We start from the raw sequence: 15,615 nt of genomic DNA on the forward strand, positions 1-15,615 counted from the left end.
GAGCACGAGCAGGCAGCCGGGCTCAGAAGCAGAACGGCAGGAACTGGGTGCGGCAGGCGACGTAACCGTCGACGAGCGGACCGAGGCCGATCTGGTGGGCGATGCCGGCGCCGGTGAGGGCCTCGGTGAGGATGCCGATCACGATGCCGAGCATCGCGGCGCGGCCATTGAAACGTTCGGCGCGCTGGAGCTGCTCCATGTGCAGCTGCTGCTCATCCCGCTCAGGGGCGTAACGGGCGTTGATGGGGGTGTTGGTCATGGCTGGAGGGGCGGGGGATCGGGAGAGCGGGAGAAAAAGGAACGTGAGCCGGGGAGCCGCAGGTCTGGCGAGGAAGAAAAGGTCAGCCCGAAACCGGCCGTCAGTCGGAAGCCGGAGCGGGCTGGAGCAGGGCGCCCACCAACCAGGTGCCAAACAGAACGAGAGCGATGGTGGCGGTCATTGGCTTTTCGAGGCGAGGTCGCTGGGGCGGGTGAGCATGAAGGTCACCATGCCGGTGAGCACCACCACGAGGGCGAAGACAGCGGCGATCGAAGCGGTGTAATCGGTGTCCATGACGATCAGGAGAGGCCGAGCTGGGAAAGGATGCCCTGACCGGTGAGCAACTCGGTGCCGAGCCCGATCACGAAGCCGAGCATGGCCAGGCGGCCATTCCAGGTTTCGGCGAAGGCGACAAAACCGAAGCGGGAGGATTCAGCCATGGGGTGTTGCGGAATGTTTCATTGACTGTAACAGATTGTGAAGGGGGTGGGCGGCCGGCCGACGAACACGGGCTGGCCTCCGATCCGATCACGCCGATCCGATCGAACCAGCAGCTCCAACCGTTCCTCTGCAGCGCTCTGCCATGGGGATCGGCACGGCCCAGCCCCTCAACCCACTCCGCAGCCCAATTCCCGCAGCCAGCTCACTCAGAAGAGAGAGTCCGCCGTTAGCCGTTCCAGGTAGCTACCGGCCCAGTCCTCAGCTGCCACCCCAGCAGGAACCAGGCGGAGGTAGGCCTCACTGCCCATCATTTCCTTGAGCGCTTCGCCCAGCCGTTCATTCGAGCGGCTGTGGGGCAGGCGCTGGTTGAGGGTGTGATGGATCTGCTGCAGGTACCAGACAGTGCCATCGAGACCGGCGTTGAAGCGGGTCCAGCTGTCGGACTTGCGGCGGGCATCCAGCACCATGTCCTGGGCGTTGTGGGCCTTGTCGGCGGCGGTCACCAGCAGAGAATCCAGCGACACGGTCTGCAGGTGCTCCACATAGCGCGTCTTGCGCAGGATCCAGGGCTCCTCTTCTCCGCCCGCCACCACAGCCACGCTGGTGTCCGTGCAATCCGCCACCATGCGCCCGACCCGCTCGCCAAACGGCGCGGCGATCTGGTGCTGGCTGACGCCCACATCTTCGATGGCGTCGTGCAGCAGCGCCGCAATGGCCTGATCTTCATCGCCGCCGTCTTCCCAGACCAGGGCGCTGACGGCGATCAGGTGGGAGATGTACGGCACGTTCGGCTTGCCCTTGCGGCGCTGGGGGCGGTGCAGTTCATCGGCCCAGAGCAGGGCCTGGCTGTAGCGGCTCGTGATCACGATGGGCTGCGCGGGGTCACTCAAAGCGTTGGGGGCGTCCGCTATTGAGCTGCTGCATCTGCCAGGTCACGAAGGTGCCGACCGGGCTCCAGAGCAGATATGGCACCAGCAGCAGGGCTGCCAGCCCTGACATCTGCAACACCACCACGGTGAGCGCCAGACCCCACACCCAGCCGGCGAAACCCACAGCGGTGCCGTTGGCGAGGCGGCGCGTGCGGCAGATCAGCCAGGTGTAGCTCTGAACCAAGACCAGAAGCCCGAAGTAGCCCGCCATCAGCCCCCAGCTCCGGCTGGCATCCCAGGCCAGCAGCGCCGAGGCATAGAAGCAGGCGTAGATCGCCACCCAGATCGCCGGAATCAGGCGCTCAAAGGTGAGCCAGGCGGGACGGCGCAGGCGGATGAACCAGGCGAACTGGTCCGGTCCGGGGTTGAGCAGCACCCCCACTGCCACCATCACCAGCAGGATCAGCAGGGCAGCGACCATGGCGCTCGAAACAGTCCGCTCCAGCCTGGCGCGCCCTTCGCCACGTGGGCCCCACCGCGACCGCCCAAGCTGGACCCGGAGTCTGTGGATGCTGCCGTGGCTGATGCGCCCTATCTGATCTGTCTGGCCCTGCTCGAGCAAGGAGGTCAGCGGGCCATGCCGCTCAATGGCCTCTCACAGAAGGAAGCGATCGCCCCAGGCTCAGGCCCGGGCGAGCCGGGCAAGACCCTGGCCCTGGAGCTGCTGGTCCGCCTGTGGCAGCGCAGCGACGCACAGCCGATGAGCCGTTGCGGCGGCGACGCCAGCCTGCTGCTGCTGCAGCTCCCTCTGGCAGTGATGCAGGAGCAGCTGCCAGCACTCAAGGCCCGCTGGATCCGCGATGGCGACACCGCGGTGCTGCTCGATCAGCTGCGCCAACGGGGCGAAGGACTTTGGCGGCTGAGCCTGGCCCGCTACGAACCGCTCACCTTCACGGCACTGTGAAGGCTCAGAAGGAAGGGATGACGTTGGATGCAGGGGCTCACAGTGCTGGGCCTTGCTGTGCTGGGCCTTGTTGTGCTCGGCCTTGTTGTGATCTCTGTGGCGGCCGCAGGATCGGTTCCATGCAGGCCCGAGGGTGTGTTCCGCTCTCAGCTGTATTCACCAGGCACGTCGTTCTTGCGTACCGTCACCTTGTCGAATTTCTGGCCGGACGCCCGCAGCAGCTCGTCCCCTGAGAACTCAAAACCCAGCTTGATGGCGATCTGAGCCACGTCGTCGGCTGTGGAAGCCGCCAGCACCTGCTGCTTCAACGCCGCGTCGTTCTGCATGCGGAGGAGAAAGGCCTTGAGCTGTTCGCGCGACATGGGGCCCAAGCCAACCTGCCAGCATTGTCCCTGACGGCATGTGACGGCATCTGACGGCGAGGTCAGGTGCAGGCGGAAGCAGGGCTCGGTGCATGGCGCAGCGGGCGCAGATCCTGGAGGGGCTCTGGCCATGGTGATCCCTAGTGCTCACAGGCGAAAGGTGTGAACGAAGGCAGGCAAACGCAAACCGAAGACAAGGCCTACCTAGCAATCGTTGAGAGGATGGTCTGGAAGCTGTGACATTGGGGCTGGTTAGGGGCGGGCTGGGTTGATGTCACTGAATGTCTGATGTCTCAAGCCGGTGATGGCTCAGCGAGTGATGATGCAGCAGGTGATGACTCAGCAGGTGATGCCTTCTCAGTCGTTGCGTTGCTCGCTGTTGCACGTCTTGGCTGAGGACTCACTTGCTCGATACAACCTGGTCGTGTTCTGTTTGGCCGGGCGGCACACAATTCCTCAGCCACCCCTACAGTCGATCAGCGACTTGATCCATACGCCACGCCATGGCAGACAGATCGGGAAAACCCATCCTCCTGTTGATCAATCTTCACTCCAAGCAGGGGCTTGAACGGTTCGGTGAGGTGGTGGCGGCCTTCAACTCTCTGGGCGTGAGATACATCATCGGTCAGGTGATGCGGTCAGAAGATTTTTCGCACTGCATTCGTTGGCACCAGGACGAGGTGTCTGCTGTGGTGATCGGCGGTGGCGACGGCACCTTGAACCTGGCGATCGATGCGCTGCTGGAGACAAACCTTCCCCTGGGCCTCCTGCCCCTGGGCACGGCCAACGACCTGGCCCGCACCCTGAATCTGCCTCTGACGCTGGCCGAGGCCTGCAGCGTGGTAGCCAACGGACATCGCCAGACCATCGACCTTGGCCGGGTGAATGGCAAGTATTTCTTCAACGTGGCCAGTTGCGGGTTGAGCATCAAGATCACAGATGCGCTCTCCAAAGACCTCAAGAAGCGCTGGGGAATCCTTGCCTATGGGATCGCGGCGGCGAAGGCGTTGCTGACGCTGCGACGTTTCGATGCCGAGATCCATATCGATGGGGAGCAGATCCTCCATCGCCGTACCCTGCAGATCGCCGTAGGCAACGGAGTGTTCTACGGCGGTGGGCTCACCGTGGTGAAGGATGCCGCCATCGACGACCAGCGGCTGGATCTCTACAGCCTGGAAATCCCCCATTGGTGGCAACTCTTCTTCGTGCTGCCGGCGTTGAAGTCTGGACGTGGCAACTCCCGTTTCGGCATCCACCGCTGGCAGGGCAGAACCTTCGAGGCGCACACGCGATTGCGGAAGCGCGTCAACACCGACGGAGAGGTCACCACCAAAACCCCTGCCCTGTTTGAGCTGTGCCCCGCCGTGCTCGACGTGTTTGTGCCGGCGCCCACCTCGACGGCGGACGAGTGACGCCAGCCGCTTACAGCTTCCGCCCCCAGCTGATCAGCATCAGCACGCCCGCGTAGGCCTCGCCGTCGCGGTAGTGCTCAAGCCAGTCCAGCGCCTCAGGTTGCTCAGCGGCGAGCTTGCGGGCATTGTCCTCAATGCCGAAGAGCAGATCCGATTCCGCGAATCCGTGGGTGGGCAGCCAGATCTCCTCGCGTTGCAGCTCTCCCACACCGGCAGCGCTCAGCAGGTCGGGCAGGGCGCGGCCGATCCAGGGGTTCTGGAACGAACGGATCCAGTCGTGCTGGATGCGCTCACTCACCCCGCTGTGGGGACCACCCAGCAGGAACGTGCCCCAATCGGGTTCAGCGCACAGCACCACCCCGCCCCGGCGGGTGACGCGGGCCATCTCCTTCACCACCAGTTCCGGCTGCGCGATGTGTTGCAGTGCCCGGTCGATGCGCACCGCATCAAAGCTGCCGGAGACAAATCGCAGGGCCTTGGCATCCGCCAGCTGGAAGCTGGCCGCTGTGGCGCTGTGGCGCGTCTGGGCGGCAGCCAGCAGCGTGCGGCTGCAGTCGGCGCCAACGGCACGCGCGCCGGCAGCCACCATCTGGACCACATCGTCGCCGAGGCCGCAGGCCACATCGAGCGCGGTGCATCCGGGCACGAGCTGCAGCGCGGCGAGCGCGCGGGCCTTGTAGGCACGGCCGGCAGGCAACTGGTGCAGGCAATCGAGGCAGCGGACGCACGCCTCCGGTGCAGTGGCATCCACATCCCGGAAGCCAATGGGCAACGGCACGGAGGGGATGTCGGTCATGGCCGTGCCTCGGTGGGATCCAGCTGCTCACCCAACCATGCCACCGGCAGCAGCAGCAGCATCAGGTGCGCGGACAGGCACCGCGGCTCGAAGTGGTGCGGAACAGCTTCCAACGTCAAATGAAGACCTCCTGCTGGGGGTAGCCCACCCGGGAAGGAGGCCTGCTGCCATAGAGGGACTGAAGCAGCAGCATGATTCCCAATCGACCCACAAACATGCCCACCATCAGCACCAACTGGCCCCAACGATTGAGATTGGCAGTAACACCGACATCCAGTCCAACGGTGCAAAAGGCTGACATGCAGGTGAACAGCTTTTCAAGGAAATTGAAAGACTGAGCTGTTGGTTCTCCAGCCGTTGTTGGCCCGAGCCCGAGAAGCAGGGTCATCAGGATCACGAACAGGCCGGAAGCCAGAGCGACGCCAACGCATTTGAACACAATCGACGCGGGGATCTCGTGCCGCCCAATGACCACATCCTTGCGGCCCTCAAGCATCGAACGGGTGGTGCCCATGAGCAGAACGAAGGTGGTGGTTTTGATGCCCCCACCCGTGCCGCCTGGGCTGGCGCCGATGAACATCAACACGATCATCAGCAGCAAGCCTGCATCCGAAAGTGTCTCGATCGAAAGCGGCACGGTGTTGAAGCCTGCGGTGCGTGTGGTGATCGATTGAAAAATGGTGACCTGAAGCTTCTCCCACAGGCCGAGGGTCATCACCACACCATCAGGAGCAAACTGTTCGGTGAACAGCAGGCCCAGTGCCCCGATGGAGATCAGCAGCAGGGTGCTGCGCAGCACCAGCCTGGTATGGAGGGAGAGGCGGCGCATCCGTCTGAGGCGGGAGCGGTTCTCCCACAGATCATTGGTGACCCGCCAACCGATACCGCCGACGACGATCAGGCTGCCGATCACACCATTGACCACCGGATTTCCCTTGTAGCCCACCAGGTTGTCGGCCCACAGCCCAAAACCTGCGTTGTTGTAGGCACTGATGCAGTGAAACATTGAGGCCCAGAAGCGTTCACCAACGTTGGTGATATCGGTGAAGCCAAAGAAGAACAGAATCAGCGTGCCCACTCCCATCACACAGCCGGCTGTGATCAGGATCCGGTGAAAGGTGGGGCCGATCCCGCCTACCCCAAACTCATCCAGCATGCGTCCCTTGTCGAGGCGATGGCGCAGACCAGAGCGGCCCTGCACAAACCCTTGCAAGAAGGTGGTGATCGCCATCAGGCCAAGCCCGCCTGTGATCATCAGCCCTGCCAGGGTCATCTGGCCGAAGAGCGTGAGATCCTTGCCCACATCGATGATCGACAGACCCGTCACCGTGATCGCCGAGGTCACGGTGAACAGAGCCTGCCAAAGGCCCACGTCGTCGCTGGAGCAGAGCGGCGAGGCCAGCAGCACTGTGCCCAACGCAATCACCAAGCCGCCGGTCACCACCGTGAACTGCGGCACCGTGAGACGGTGCCGCCAGGCGAGCAGGCGTCCCCATAGCTGATGAACCGAATGCACCATCACCGGCTCAGGGGAATTCAAGCGACGATCAACGTACTGGAGCGATCACTGCCGCATGGCTCACCCCTCACGAAGGATTCTCAGCCGCCCTGCGCACGAAAGCCAGGCGGCGCTCCAGCAGCAACAGACCCAGCACCGTGGTGAGCGTCACCATGATCACCAAGGCGGAAAACTGTGACGCATTGATCACCCCGGCGCCGAGCGCCGTGGTGGCGAACACCAGTCCAGGCAGGCCCCTGGGGATCAGGCCGAACACCACCAGCCAGCGGTCCACCCCAGCGGCGCGGTCGGCCGCCGTGATGCCCAGGCCGCAGAGGAGCTTGGTGAGCACCGCCATCCCCACCAGGGCGGCGGCGAGGCTCCAGGCCTGGGGATCCAGCAGGGTCGCCGCCGGGATTCGCATCCCCACGCTGATGAAATACAGCGGCAGGAACACATCCGAGAGCACGGCCAGGGTGCGGTTCACCTCCGCTTGCGGCGGGCTGAGCCGGGCCAGCAGCACACCACCCCAGAGAGCCCCCAGCAGGGAGGTGAGGCCGCTGGCCTCTCCCAACCACGACGACCCGATCAACACCAGCAGGATCGAGAGCGGTGCGGTGGGCCGTTCGCGGCGGTGCCGGGCCCAGAGGCCCACCGCCCAGTAGCTCACGGCGGCGGCGGCAAGGCCGAGCAGCGGGCCGGGCACCGCCAGCCCTGCGCCACCCATCGGCACGCCTGCGCTGGCCATCGCCACCGACAGCAAGGCGATGGCCGGCAGATCGTCGAGCACGGAAACCCCCACCAGCAGGCGACCCGAGGGGGTCTGAAGCCCCTGGCCGAGGGCCAGCACTCTCAGGGTCACCCCTGTTCCCGTGGCACTGAGCACCGCCAGACAGAGGAGGGTCTCGCTTCTGGCCAGCCCGAAACCCTGGCTCAGCGGCAGGTAGGCCAGCAGGGGAGCCAGAAAGCTGAGTGCCACCGTGCGCAGCACGGCATTGCGCCGCGCCGAGAGCACATCGCCGCGCACCTCCAGCCCCACCTGAAAGAAGAGGGTCAACACCCCCAGCTCGGTGATGCCGCTGAGCGGCCGGATCGCCTCGAACGGCAACACCGTGTTCCCGAGGATGAAGCCCACCGCCAGCTCCAGCACGATGGCAGGCACCGCCCAGGCCACCAGCCGGCCCGCTGAAACGCGAGCTGCCAGCACGCCCGTGAGCAGCACCAGCAGGGTTGTGAGCAGGGTCGGCATGGGCCTGTGAGTCAGAAAATGCGCTTAGTGTTTTCGGCTGATCGCCCCGTGCCTTCCTTGAGCCGCATTGATTCGCCTGCATGGCACAACCTCACTGTGAAGGAGTGCCTCCAGCAGCTGGAGGCCACGGCTGAGGGTCTGAGCACCGCCCAGACCGCCGAACGGCTGGCCCGGTTGGGGCCGAACAAGCTGGAGCTGGCGCCTGGCCGCAGCAACATGCGCATTCTCTGGGATCAGCTCAGCAACGTGATGCTGATCATGCTGCTGGCCGTTGCCGCAGTGTCGGCCGCCATTGCGTTCTCGGCCCAGCGCTTCCCGAAGGATGCGATCGCGATTGTGCTGATCGTGGGGCTCAACGCCCTGCTGGGCTACCTGCAGGAAAGCCGCGCCCAGACGGCGCTGCTGGCGCTGCGCGAGATGGCCCAGCCGTTGGTCACGGTGCGCCGCGATGGCCATTGGGAACGGCTGCCAAGCGAGCAACTGGTGCCCGGCGATCTGATCCGCATGGAAGCGGGCGACCGCGTGCCTGCCGATGCCCGCCTGATGGAGGTGGCTGAGCTGGGGCTGCGCGAGGCGGCCCTCACCGGTGAAGCCGAAGCGGTGTTCAAAAAGGCGGATCTGGTGATGGAGGCCGCCACGCCGGTGTTGGAGCGCCAGAACTGCCTGTTTCAGGGCACCGAAGTGGTGCGGGGTCGGGGCACGGCGGTGGTCACCGCCACCGGCATGGGCACGGAGCTGGGCCAGATCGCTGAATTGATCAACTCCGCTGGTGGCGAAACCACGCCGCTGCAGGAACGGCTCGATGGGCTGGCCAATGTGCTGGTGGGTTCCGCGCTGGCGCTGGTGGCGCTGGTGGTGCTGGGTGGCTGGTTGCTGGGGCAGCCGCTGCTGGGGCTGCTGGAGGTGGCGCTGAGCATGGCCGTGGCGATCGTGCCGGAGGGTCTGCCCGCCGTGATCACGGTCACTCTGGCGATCGGCACCCAGCGCATGGTGCAACGGGCTGCCCTGATCCGCCGCCTGCCCGCGGTGGAGGCACTGGGCTCGGTCACGGTGATCTGCACCGACAAGACCGGCACCCTCACCTTGAACCGCCAGGTTGTGGAGGAGCTGCGTTGCGGCAGTCAGTCGATTGCGGTCAGCGGCAGAGGCTATGACCCCCACGGCTCCTTCACGGTGTCCGAACTCGCGCCGCCTGAAGGAGCCGTGCCTGGCATCACCGCTGGCGCCCGGGACCTGCTGCTGGCAGCCGGCGTGCTCTGCAGCGACGCCGAACTGAAGAAGGAAGAGGACGGCAGCTGGGACGTACTCGGGGATCCCACCGAGGGGGCGCTGGTGGTGGCGGCCAGCAAGGCCAGCCTCGATGGCTTCGCCTTGCGCAGCCACTACAAACGCAAGGCCGAGATTCCCTTCAGCTCGGAACGTCAGCTGATGGCGGTGTGGGTGGACGACACCACTGGCACCCTGCAACAGCCCCTGGGAGATGTGAGCAAAGGCTCCAGCACGTTGTTGATCACCAAGGGCGCGCCTGAGGTGATTCTTGGCTCCTGCGACCGCTGGATCGGCAACCATGGCGTGGCGGTGTTGAGCGATCCGCAGCGGCAGTGGTGGGTGGAGCAGGCACGTCAGCTGGCGGCTTCAGGCCTGCGGGTGCTGGCCTTCGCCTGCGCTCCCCATCACACCAGCCCGGAGCAGTCGCTGGATCACCAGGTGTTGCTGGGGTTGATGGCCCAGCTCGATCCAGCCCGACCGGAAGTGGCTGAGGCTGTGGCCCGCTGCCGGGAAGCCGGCATCCGGCCCGTGATGATCACGGGGGATCACCCGCTCACCGCCCGGGCCATCGGGCAAGGAATCGGCCTCGTGGATGCGAACGCCGAGGTGGTGCTGGGCCGGGAGCTGGAGCAGTTCAACGATGCGAGGCTCCAGGAGGTGGTGAGCCGCTGCAGTGTTTATGCCCGTGTTCCTCCCGAGCAGAAGCTGAGGATCGTGAAAGCCCTGCAGGCCAATGGCCAGGTGGTGGCCATGACAGGCGACGGCGTCAACGACGCTCCGGCCCTGAAGCAGGCCCATATCGGCGTGGCGATGGGCATCACCGGCACGGAGGTCAGCAAGGAAGCCTCCGACATGGTGCTGCTCGACGACAACTTCGCCACCATCGTGAATGCGGTGGAAGAGGGAAGGCTGGTCTACGCCAACATCCGCCGCTTCGTGAAATACATCCTCGGCAGCAACGTCGGCGAGCTGATCACGATTGCCTCCGCCCCACTGCTGGGCATGGTGGGCGTTCCACTCTCGCCGCTGCAGATCCTCTGGATGAACCTGGTGACCGATGGCGTTCCTGCCCTGGCACTGGCTTTGGAGCCCGGCGAGGAAGGGCTGATGCAACGGCCACCGGCAGAACCTGGCGAGTCGATCTTTGCCCGCGGCATCGGCAGTTATATCCTGCGGATCGGCGTGGTCTTCGCTGTGATCACCATCGTGCTGATGGTTTACGCCGCTGGGTCGGGAGCCCCGTGGAAGACGATGGTGTTCACCACCCTCTGCCTGGCCCAGATGGGCCATGCCCTGGCCGCCCGCAGCGATCTGCCGCTGGTGCAGATCAACCCATTCTCCAATCCCTGGCTGATCTGGGCTGTGGTACTCACCACCGGCCTGCAGATGGCCCTGCTGTATGTGCCGTTCCTGTCGAAGTTCTTCGAAACCACTCCGCTCAGCCTGCAGGATCTGGCCATCTGCGTTGGCTTCAGCCTGATCTTCTTCTCCTATCTGGAGATTGAAAAGCTGTGGCGGCTCTGGCGCCGCCGTGCCCATGCCGATGCCTGAGATTCATGGAATGGTGCAACCTGCCGCCAGTGGGTTGCACCGCTGGGCCGAATCCTTTCTCGCACTGATCGCAGACACAGCCGAAACCAACCCGCTGCAGGGGTATGTGCTCATCGCTCTTGTCTTGCTGCTGGAGAACGTGATCCCGCCGATCCCCTCCGAGTTGGTGATGCCACTCAGCGGGTTTTTGATTCAGCAGGGCAAGCTTGAGTTCGTTCCCGTTGTGGTTGCCGCCTTGATCGGCACGTTGCTCGGGGCCTGCTTCTGGTACGGGATCGGTCGCCTGGTGAACGAGCAGAGGCTGGAACATCTGATTGGCCGGCACGGCCGCTGGTTCGGGCTCAGGGCAGCCGATCTGGCCGCCAGCCGCCGCTGGTTTTCCATCCATGGGCCAGCGGTGGTGTTCTGGGGCCGGATGATCCCTGGAATCCGGCCCTTTGTCTCCATACCGGCCGGCATTGAACTGATGCCACAGGGTTCGTTTCTGTTCTGGACCAGTGCGGGCAGCCTGATCTGGATCCTGGTTCTGGTGACGTCAGGAATGGTGCTGGGAGCGAACTACCGCCAGATCCTGCTATGGATCGCACCCATGGGCAGCTTCGTGGTCCAGCTACTGCTCGTGCTGATTGCCTCCATGGGGGTGTGGGCGCTGGCCCGACTGCTGCGAAAAAACTCCAGGTGATCACTCACCAACTCGTAATCATTCACAGATCATCGATCGCGAACCACTGATCACGGGTCACTGATCACGGGTCACCGATCACAGGCCAACGAGCAAAGAGCACAGACAACCGATCACGAAGCTGCCAACGGAACTCTTAAAGGGAATGCTGGCTGATTCAGGGAGAGCAGCCAGCAGGCGGATAGACGGAGTTGGCGCGCTGTTGTATAGCAGGGGAACCTGGCACGGCTCAGCCTGTCGCTGCGAACAGTGCAGGAAGGCAAAGGGGCTTTACTCAAGAAGCGAGTGATCACGCAGTGAGTGGCGTGAGTGTTCCGGGGGGCCACAGCCTGAATCACTCTCCCCTTGAGCGCCCCTTGACGGGTTCCAATTCCAGATCGCTGGAGACGCTGGGTTCAAGCCTGGCGGTGATCACCACCAGCGCCATCAGGAAGAGCAACAAAAAGCTGGCGGCCAACCAACTGCCCAGCGTCTGCCGTTGCTGGACCTGAGCCACACGGTGGCCACAGTCCGCACAGATCAACAATCCCTTCGCGTGGTTCGCTTTGGTGATCATGCGGCAACCGCAGCGTTCACAGGCCACGTTGATAGGTCAATCGCTGATTCAGTTTGGCAGCCCAATGGCAGCCATCGCAGCAGCAACCATCACCACGCAGCCCAGGGGCGCCGCAGCACCAGATCCGAGGCAATGGCCACGTTTAGCCGTCAAGATCACCGGATGGATCACTGCTGGCAGGGGGCTTCACCGGTGGCGTCACGAGCACCTTGTCCACGCGGTTGCCGTCCATGTCCACCACTTCAAAGCGGTAGCCCAGCCAGAGGAAGTGATCCGAGGATCTGGGAATCCTCTCCAGGGCATGAATCACAAATCCAGCGAGGGTGTGATAAGTGGGCTGCTCATCGGAGCTGAGCAATTCCGTGCCGATGCGGTCATCAAAGGCGTTGATATCCAGGCTGCCATCCACCAGCCAGGAGCCATCCTCTCGCGTCACAAAGGAAGGATCTTCGTTATCGTCGAGGTCGGGCAGATCGCCCACGATGCCTTCCATCAGATCGTTGAGGGTCACCAGCCCTTCCACGCCGCCATATTCATCGGTAACCAGGGCGATATGGATGCCCGCGCGCTTGAACTGCTCCAGCACACTCAGAGCACGGCTCGATTCGGCGATGTAGAGCGGTGGCTGGCACAAGGCCTCGAGATCCAGCGGCTCACGCCCCAGCTGGGCGTTGAGCAAACTGCGCACGCGCACAATGCCGGCGCAGTCGTCAAGGCTGCCACGGCCCACCGGAAAGCGGGAGTGGTTCGAATCCTGTACGTCAGCGAGAATCTCCTCCTCCGTTGCTTCCAGATCAAGCCACTGGATGTCAGTGCGTGGGGTCATCATCGTCTTGATGGTGCGATCACCCAACCGCAACACCCGCTGCACCATGTCGTGCTCCGTGGGCTCGAACACACCGGAATCTGCCCCCTGGCGAATCAATGCCTTGATCTCCTCCTCGGTGATGTCGGGCTCGGTGCTGGCGGACACATGCAGAGCCCTGAGCAGGCCATCGGTGGAGGCACCAAGCAGATGCACGGCGGGCGCGCTCAACCGCGAAAGGGTTCGCATGGCCGGCGCGATGGTGCAGGCGATCCTCTCCGGATGGGTGAGGGCGATGCGCTTGGGCAGCAGCTCGCCGATCACCAGAGAGAGGTAGGTGATCAAAGCCACCACCAGCGTGACGCTCAGCCCTTCGCTGTAGGGCCGCAGAGCCGGAAGCTGATCAACGAAGGGTTTGAGCTTCTGCGCCACCGTGGCGCCAGCCACAGCACCACTGAGCACGCCGATCAGGGTGATGCCGATCTGCACCGTGGAAAGAAAATCGTTCGGCGTTTCCGCCAGGCGCAGGGCGATACGCGCCGGCCTGCTCCCCTTATCGGCCAGTTGCTGCAGCCGCACCTTGCGCGCCGAAACAATCGCGATCTCAGAGCCAGAAAAGATCCCGTTGGCCACGATCAGCAACAGGATGAACAGAATCTCCAGCGCCAAGCAGGGGGGAAAAGCTCACGATGGATCGATTCTACAGATAGGTGCATGGCTTTGCCCGGATGGCCATGGCTTCCTGGCGCCTCCAGTATGACCAGAATCACGCATCATCAACGCGATCAGAGAAACTGAAGGTTGCAGCAGAAGAGCAGGTTCGATCATTCCACAGGGATGCCGCACCTGAACAACCCAGCTGATCTGCGCAGCTTCTACCACCAATCGGATGCATGTCTCGTACTGGAACCCGACATCCAGGCGAACTCGATGACAGCCACCCGATGATGATCAACACTGCCCATGATCAACAGTGCCCATGATCAACAGTGCCGAGGACCGAGTAAAGCGAGAGACAGCAACAGCACGTTGAAGTTACCAGGCCATCGGCACCACCTTGGAAGCAACAGCAGACCGACAGCTAAAGCACATTTCCAGTAGCAAGTTTCCCCCTGGCAAACTTCACACAGCCCATGCTTTAGATCGCAGTGCTCCCATCAGGGCAATGCTCACAGCAAAGCGCTCGCTTCAGGTCATCGGCAACCACACGCTTGCCCAGTCCCTCAAGGCGCCTTCGCCATTCCTTCCAATGCTGTGGTGATGGTGCCCACCAACTCGTCGTCCAGTTCGGTGGCCGTGAGTTCATCGGCCACCAGATCCTGGATCAGGGGGTAGAAGCGCACATCAAACCACTTGCGGAACACCGGGTAGGTGCGCTCAGCCGGCCAGGCCCCGATGTCGCGGTGCCAGTAATCCAGCTCCGCTTCAAAGATCGCCTCGTACACCTCCGCGAGGATTTCCTCAGCCTCCTCCTGTGTGTCGTAATCGGGGATCAGGTACAAGCAGGGCTCCCGGGCTCCTGCCGCATCCACCTCCAGCTCCAGCCTCCGGGCCCAATCCAGCAATTGCTCACTGGGGTAGACCCCCACCGCGCAGCGGTTCACCACAGCCATGGCCACCTGGCGGAATTGCCTCAGGCTAGGCACAGCGCGCTAGGCGGGCACGGTCACGGGTGTGCTGCAGCCAACCTGTGGCTCATGCCACGGGTGTCGTGGGGGCTGAGCTCAGCGCACCATCCGGTCCGCAGGTGACTGGCAGATGGCCGGTCTTCACCCAGATCGTGCAGCCAGTCTCACTCCAGGGCCTGTGCACACTGCCTGGGGGGTGGCGCAACCAGCTACCAGCCGGGTATGTGCCGTGCTCGTCCTGGAACACCCCCTCCAGCACGAAGATCTCCTCGCCACCGGGATGACCGTGCAGCTGGAACACCGTGCCGGGTGCCCAACGCACCAGGGCCACATGTTCGGAGCCGTACGCATGCAGTGGCAGCACCTCAAGCCCTTCCACAAGGCCAGGCAGCCAACAGGTGCTGCGGGTGTCGATGCAGACGCGCTGCTGATCGGCCGGATGCATCTGCTGCAGCTTCACCAGGATCGTGCAACCCGCCACGCTGAACGGTGCATGGCTGGAGCCCACCGGATTGCGCAGGTAGCTGCCGGCGGCGTAATCGCCCAGCTCATCTGAAAAGGTGCCCTCAAGCACCAGGAACTCCTCGCCGCCGCCATGGCGATGGGGGGGAAAGTGGCTGCCTGGTGCATAACGCACCAAGGAGGTGGCCCGCGCCACTTCCTCACCCTGCCGGTCGAGCAGGCGCCGCTCCACACCCGGCATCGGCGAGGGAATCCAGGGGAGGGCGTGGGTGTCGAGCACCACGGGCCGGCTCAGATCAGCATGGAGATCCATGGCCTGATTCTGCTGGATCCCGGCAGACGCCTGGGTGCCAACACGCTCACCGCAACCCCCGTGCGTCACCAAGCCCACCCCGGCCAGCGCCTAACTCCCCACGCGGATGCCACGCAGGTTGTCCGTCAGGCCCAGCAGATTGAGCAGCCAGATGACGACAGCAATGACAACAACAATGTTGAGAATGTTCTTGATCTTGCTATCCATCGGAATGTAGTTGTTAACCAGCCACAACAACACCCCCACAACGATGAGTGTAACGAGAAGCGCAATCAGCGTCATTGGATCACTTTCCAGAGTACGAGCGTCATGAACAGAGCCGATAAGGAGCTTGCATTGCAAGAACCAGAGGTGGCTCTCTTGGCAGCTCCATCACCATGCCCATTCCATCTCTAGCCATACCTTTGCCCGTTCAGTCAACGAAGCCAGTGAAGAAGCGAGAAGCCAGGGGATCAACTCTAAGAGGATGCTGCAGATAGGAGGCAGACAGGCGGCAGAT

The 15,615-nt window shown here is 63.5% G+C and carries 17 protein-coding genes; 4 read left to right on the plus strand and 13 right to left on the minus strand.

Annotated features, from left to right (window positions below; translation table 11 throughout):
• Positions 1-22 precede the first annotated feature (22 nt).
• From KBZ19_RS01620 to KBZ19_RS01635, 4 genes are all read right to left on the minus strand, one after another.
• The gene (locus tag KBZ19_RS01620) at positions 23-259 is read right to left on the minus strand and encodes a chlorophyll a/b-binding protein (RefSeq protein WP_094510857.1); all 237 of its coding nucleotides are present in this window, start codon (positions 257-259) and stop codon (positions 23-25) included.
• Between the two features lie 299 nt (positions 260-558).
• Entirely contained in the window at positions 559-699 is a 141-nt protein-coding gene (locus KBZ19_RS01625; RefSeq protein ID WP_094510858.1) for a chlorophyll a/b-binding protein, read from the minus strand.
• 207 nt (positions 700-906) lie between these two features.
• Positions 907-1,566, minus strand: coding sequence for an HD domain-containing protein (locus KBZ19_RS01630; protein WP_315856310.1), 660 nt, complete (start codon positions 1,564-1,566; stop codon positions 907-909).
• Between the two features lie 16 nt (positions 1,567-1,582).
• Entirely contained in the window at positions 1,583-2,050 is a 468-nt protein-coding gene (locus KBZ19_RS01635) for a TspO/MBR family protein (RefSeq protein WP_255099504.1), read from the minus strand.
• A 96-nt stretch (positions 2,051-2,146) separates the two neighbouring features.
• On the opposite strand from KBZ19_RS01635, the gene KBZ19_RS01640 reads away from it, so the two are divergent.
• A complete protein-coding gene (locus KBZ19_RS01640) occupies positions 2,147-2,533 on the plus strand; it encodes a hypothetical protein (protein WP_094511058.1) in 387 nt (128 codons plus the stop codon).
• A 146-nt stretch (positions 2,534-2,679) separates the two neighbouring features.
• Here KBZ19_RS01640 and KBZ19_RS01645 read toward each other — a convergent pair whose 3' ends face one another.
• Complete coding sequence (locus tag KBZ19_RS01645) at positions 2,680-2,895, minus strand: Nif11-like leader peptide family natural product precursor (RefSeq protein ID WP_094510861.1); 216 nt, start codon at positions 2,893-2,895, stop codon at positions 2,680-2,682.
• 503 nt (positions 2,896-3,398) lie between these two features.
• Here KBZ19_RS01645 and KBZ19_RS01650 point away from each other — a divergent pair.
• On the plus strand, positions 3,399-4,307 hold the full coding sequence (locus KBZ19_RS01650) for a lipid kinase (RefSeq protein ID WP_255099505.1): 909 nt from the start codon (positions 3,399-3,401) through the stop codon (positions 4,305-4,307).
• Positions 4,308-4,317: 10 nt separating this feature from the next.
• Here the strand turns inward: KBZ19_RS01650 and KBZ19_RS01655 are convergent, their stop codons facing one another.
• The 3 genes from KBZ19_RS01655 to KBZ19_RS01665 form a co-directional block, all read right to left on the minus strand.
• Complete coding sequence (locus KBZ19_RS01655; protein WP_255099506.1) at positions 4,318-5,103, minus strand: methyltransferase domain-containing protein; 786 nt, start codon at positions 5,101-5,103, stop codon at positions 4,318-4,320.
• 115 nt (positions 5,104-5,218) lie between these two features.
• A complete protein-coding gene (locus KBZ19_RS01660) occupies positions 5,219-6,622 on the minus strand; it encodes a TrkH family potassium uptake protein (RefSeq protein ID WP_255100025.1) in 1,404 nt (467 codons plus the stop codon).
• Between the two features lie 67 nt (positions 6,623-6,689).
• On the minus strand, positions 6,690-7,850 hold the full coding sequence (locus KBZ19_RS01665; RefSeq protein ID WP_255099507.1) for a cation:proton antiporter: 1,161 nt from the start codon (positions 7,848-7,850) through the stop codon (positions 6,690-6,692).
• Positions 7,851-7,868: 18 nt separating this feature from the next.
• Here KBZ19_RS01665 and KBZ19_RS01670 point away from each other — a divergent pair, with 18 nt between their 5' ends.
• Both KBZ19_RS01670 and KBZ19_RS01675 read left to right on the plus strand, forming a co-directional pair.
• Positions 7,869-10,670: a cation-translocating P-type ATPase gene (locus KBZ19_RS01670; protein WP_399220073.1), complete on the plus strand. Its 2,802-nt coding sequence runs from the start codon at positions 7,869-7,871 to the stop codon at positions 10,668-10,670.
• Between the two features lie 10 nt (positions 10,671-10,680).
• A complete protein-coding gene (locus KBZ19_RS01675) occupies positions 10,681-11,352 on the plus strand; it encodes a DedA family protein (RefSeq protein ID WP_255099509.1) in 672 nt (223 codons plus the stop codon).
• A gap of 334 nt (positions 11,353-11,686) precedes the next feature.
• Here the strand turns inward: KBZ19_RS01675 and KBZ19_RS01680 are convergent, their stop codons facing one another.
• The 5 genes from KBZ19_RS01680 to KBZ19_RS01700 all read right to left on the minus strand — a co-directional run bounded on the left by KBZ19_RS01680 (position 11,687) and on the right by KBZ19_RS01700 (position 15,398).
• Positions 11,687-11,809: a hypothetical protein gene (locus tag KBZ19_RS01680; RefSeq protein ID WP_255099510.1), complete on the minus strand. Its 123-nt coding sequence runs from the start codon at positions 11,807-11,809 to the stop codon at positions 11,687-11,689.
• Between the two features lie 241 nt (positions 11,810-12,050).
• Positions 12,051-13,382, minus strand: coding sequence for a hemolysin family protein (locus KBZ19_RS01685; protein ID WP_255099511.1), 1,332 nt, complete (start codon positions 13,380-13,382; stop codon positions 12,051-12,053).
• Positions 13,383-13,936: 554 nt separating this feature from the next.
• Complete coding sequence (locus tag KBZ19_RS01690) at positions 13,937-14,326, minus strand: hypothetical protein (protein ID WP_094510868.1); 390 nt, start codon at positions 14,324-14,326, stop codon at positions 13,937-13,939.
• An 82-nt stretch (positions 14,327-14,408) separates the two neighbouring features.
• Positions 14,409-15,116: a cupin domain-containing protein gene (locus tag KBZ19_RS01695; protein WP_255099512.1), complete on the minus strand. Its 708-nt coding sequence runs from the start codon at positions 15,114-15,116 to the stop codon at positions 14,409-14,411.
• A 90-nt stretch (positions 15,117-15,206) separates the two neighbouring features.
• A complete protein-coding gene (locus tag KBZ19_RS01700) occupies positions 15,207-15,398 on the minus strand; it encodes a Thivi_2564 family membrane protein (RefSeq protein ID WP_255099513.1) in 192 nt (63 codons plus the stop codon).
• Positions 15,399-15,615 lie beyond the last annotated feature (217 nt).

Source organism: Synechococcus sp. L2F, from assembly GCF_024345695.1.
In the GTDB taxonomy this organism is placed as follows: domain Bacteria; phylum Cyanobacteriota; class Cyanobacteriia; order PCC-6307; family Cyanobiaceae; genus MW101C3.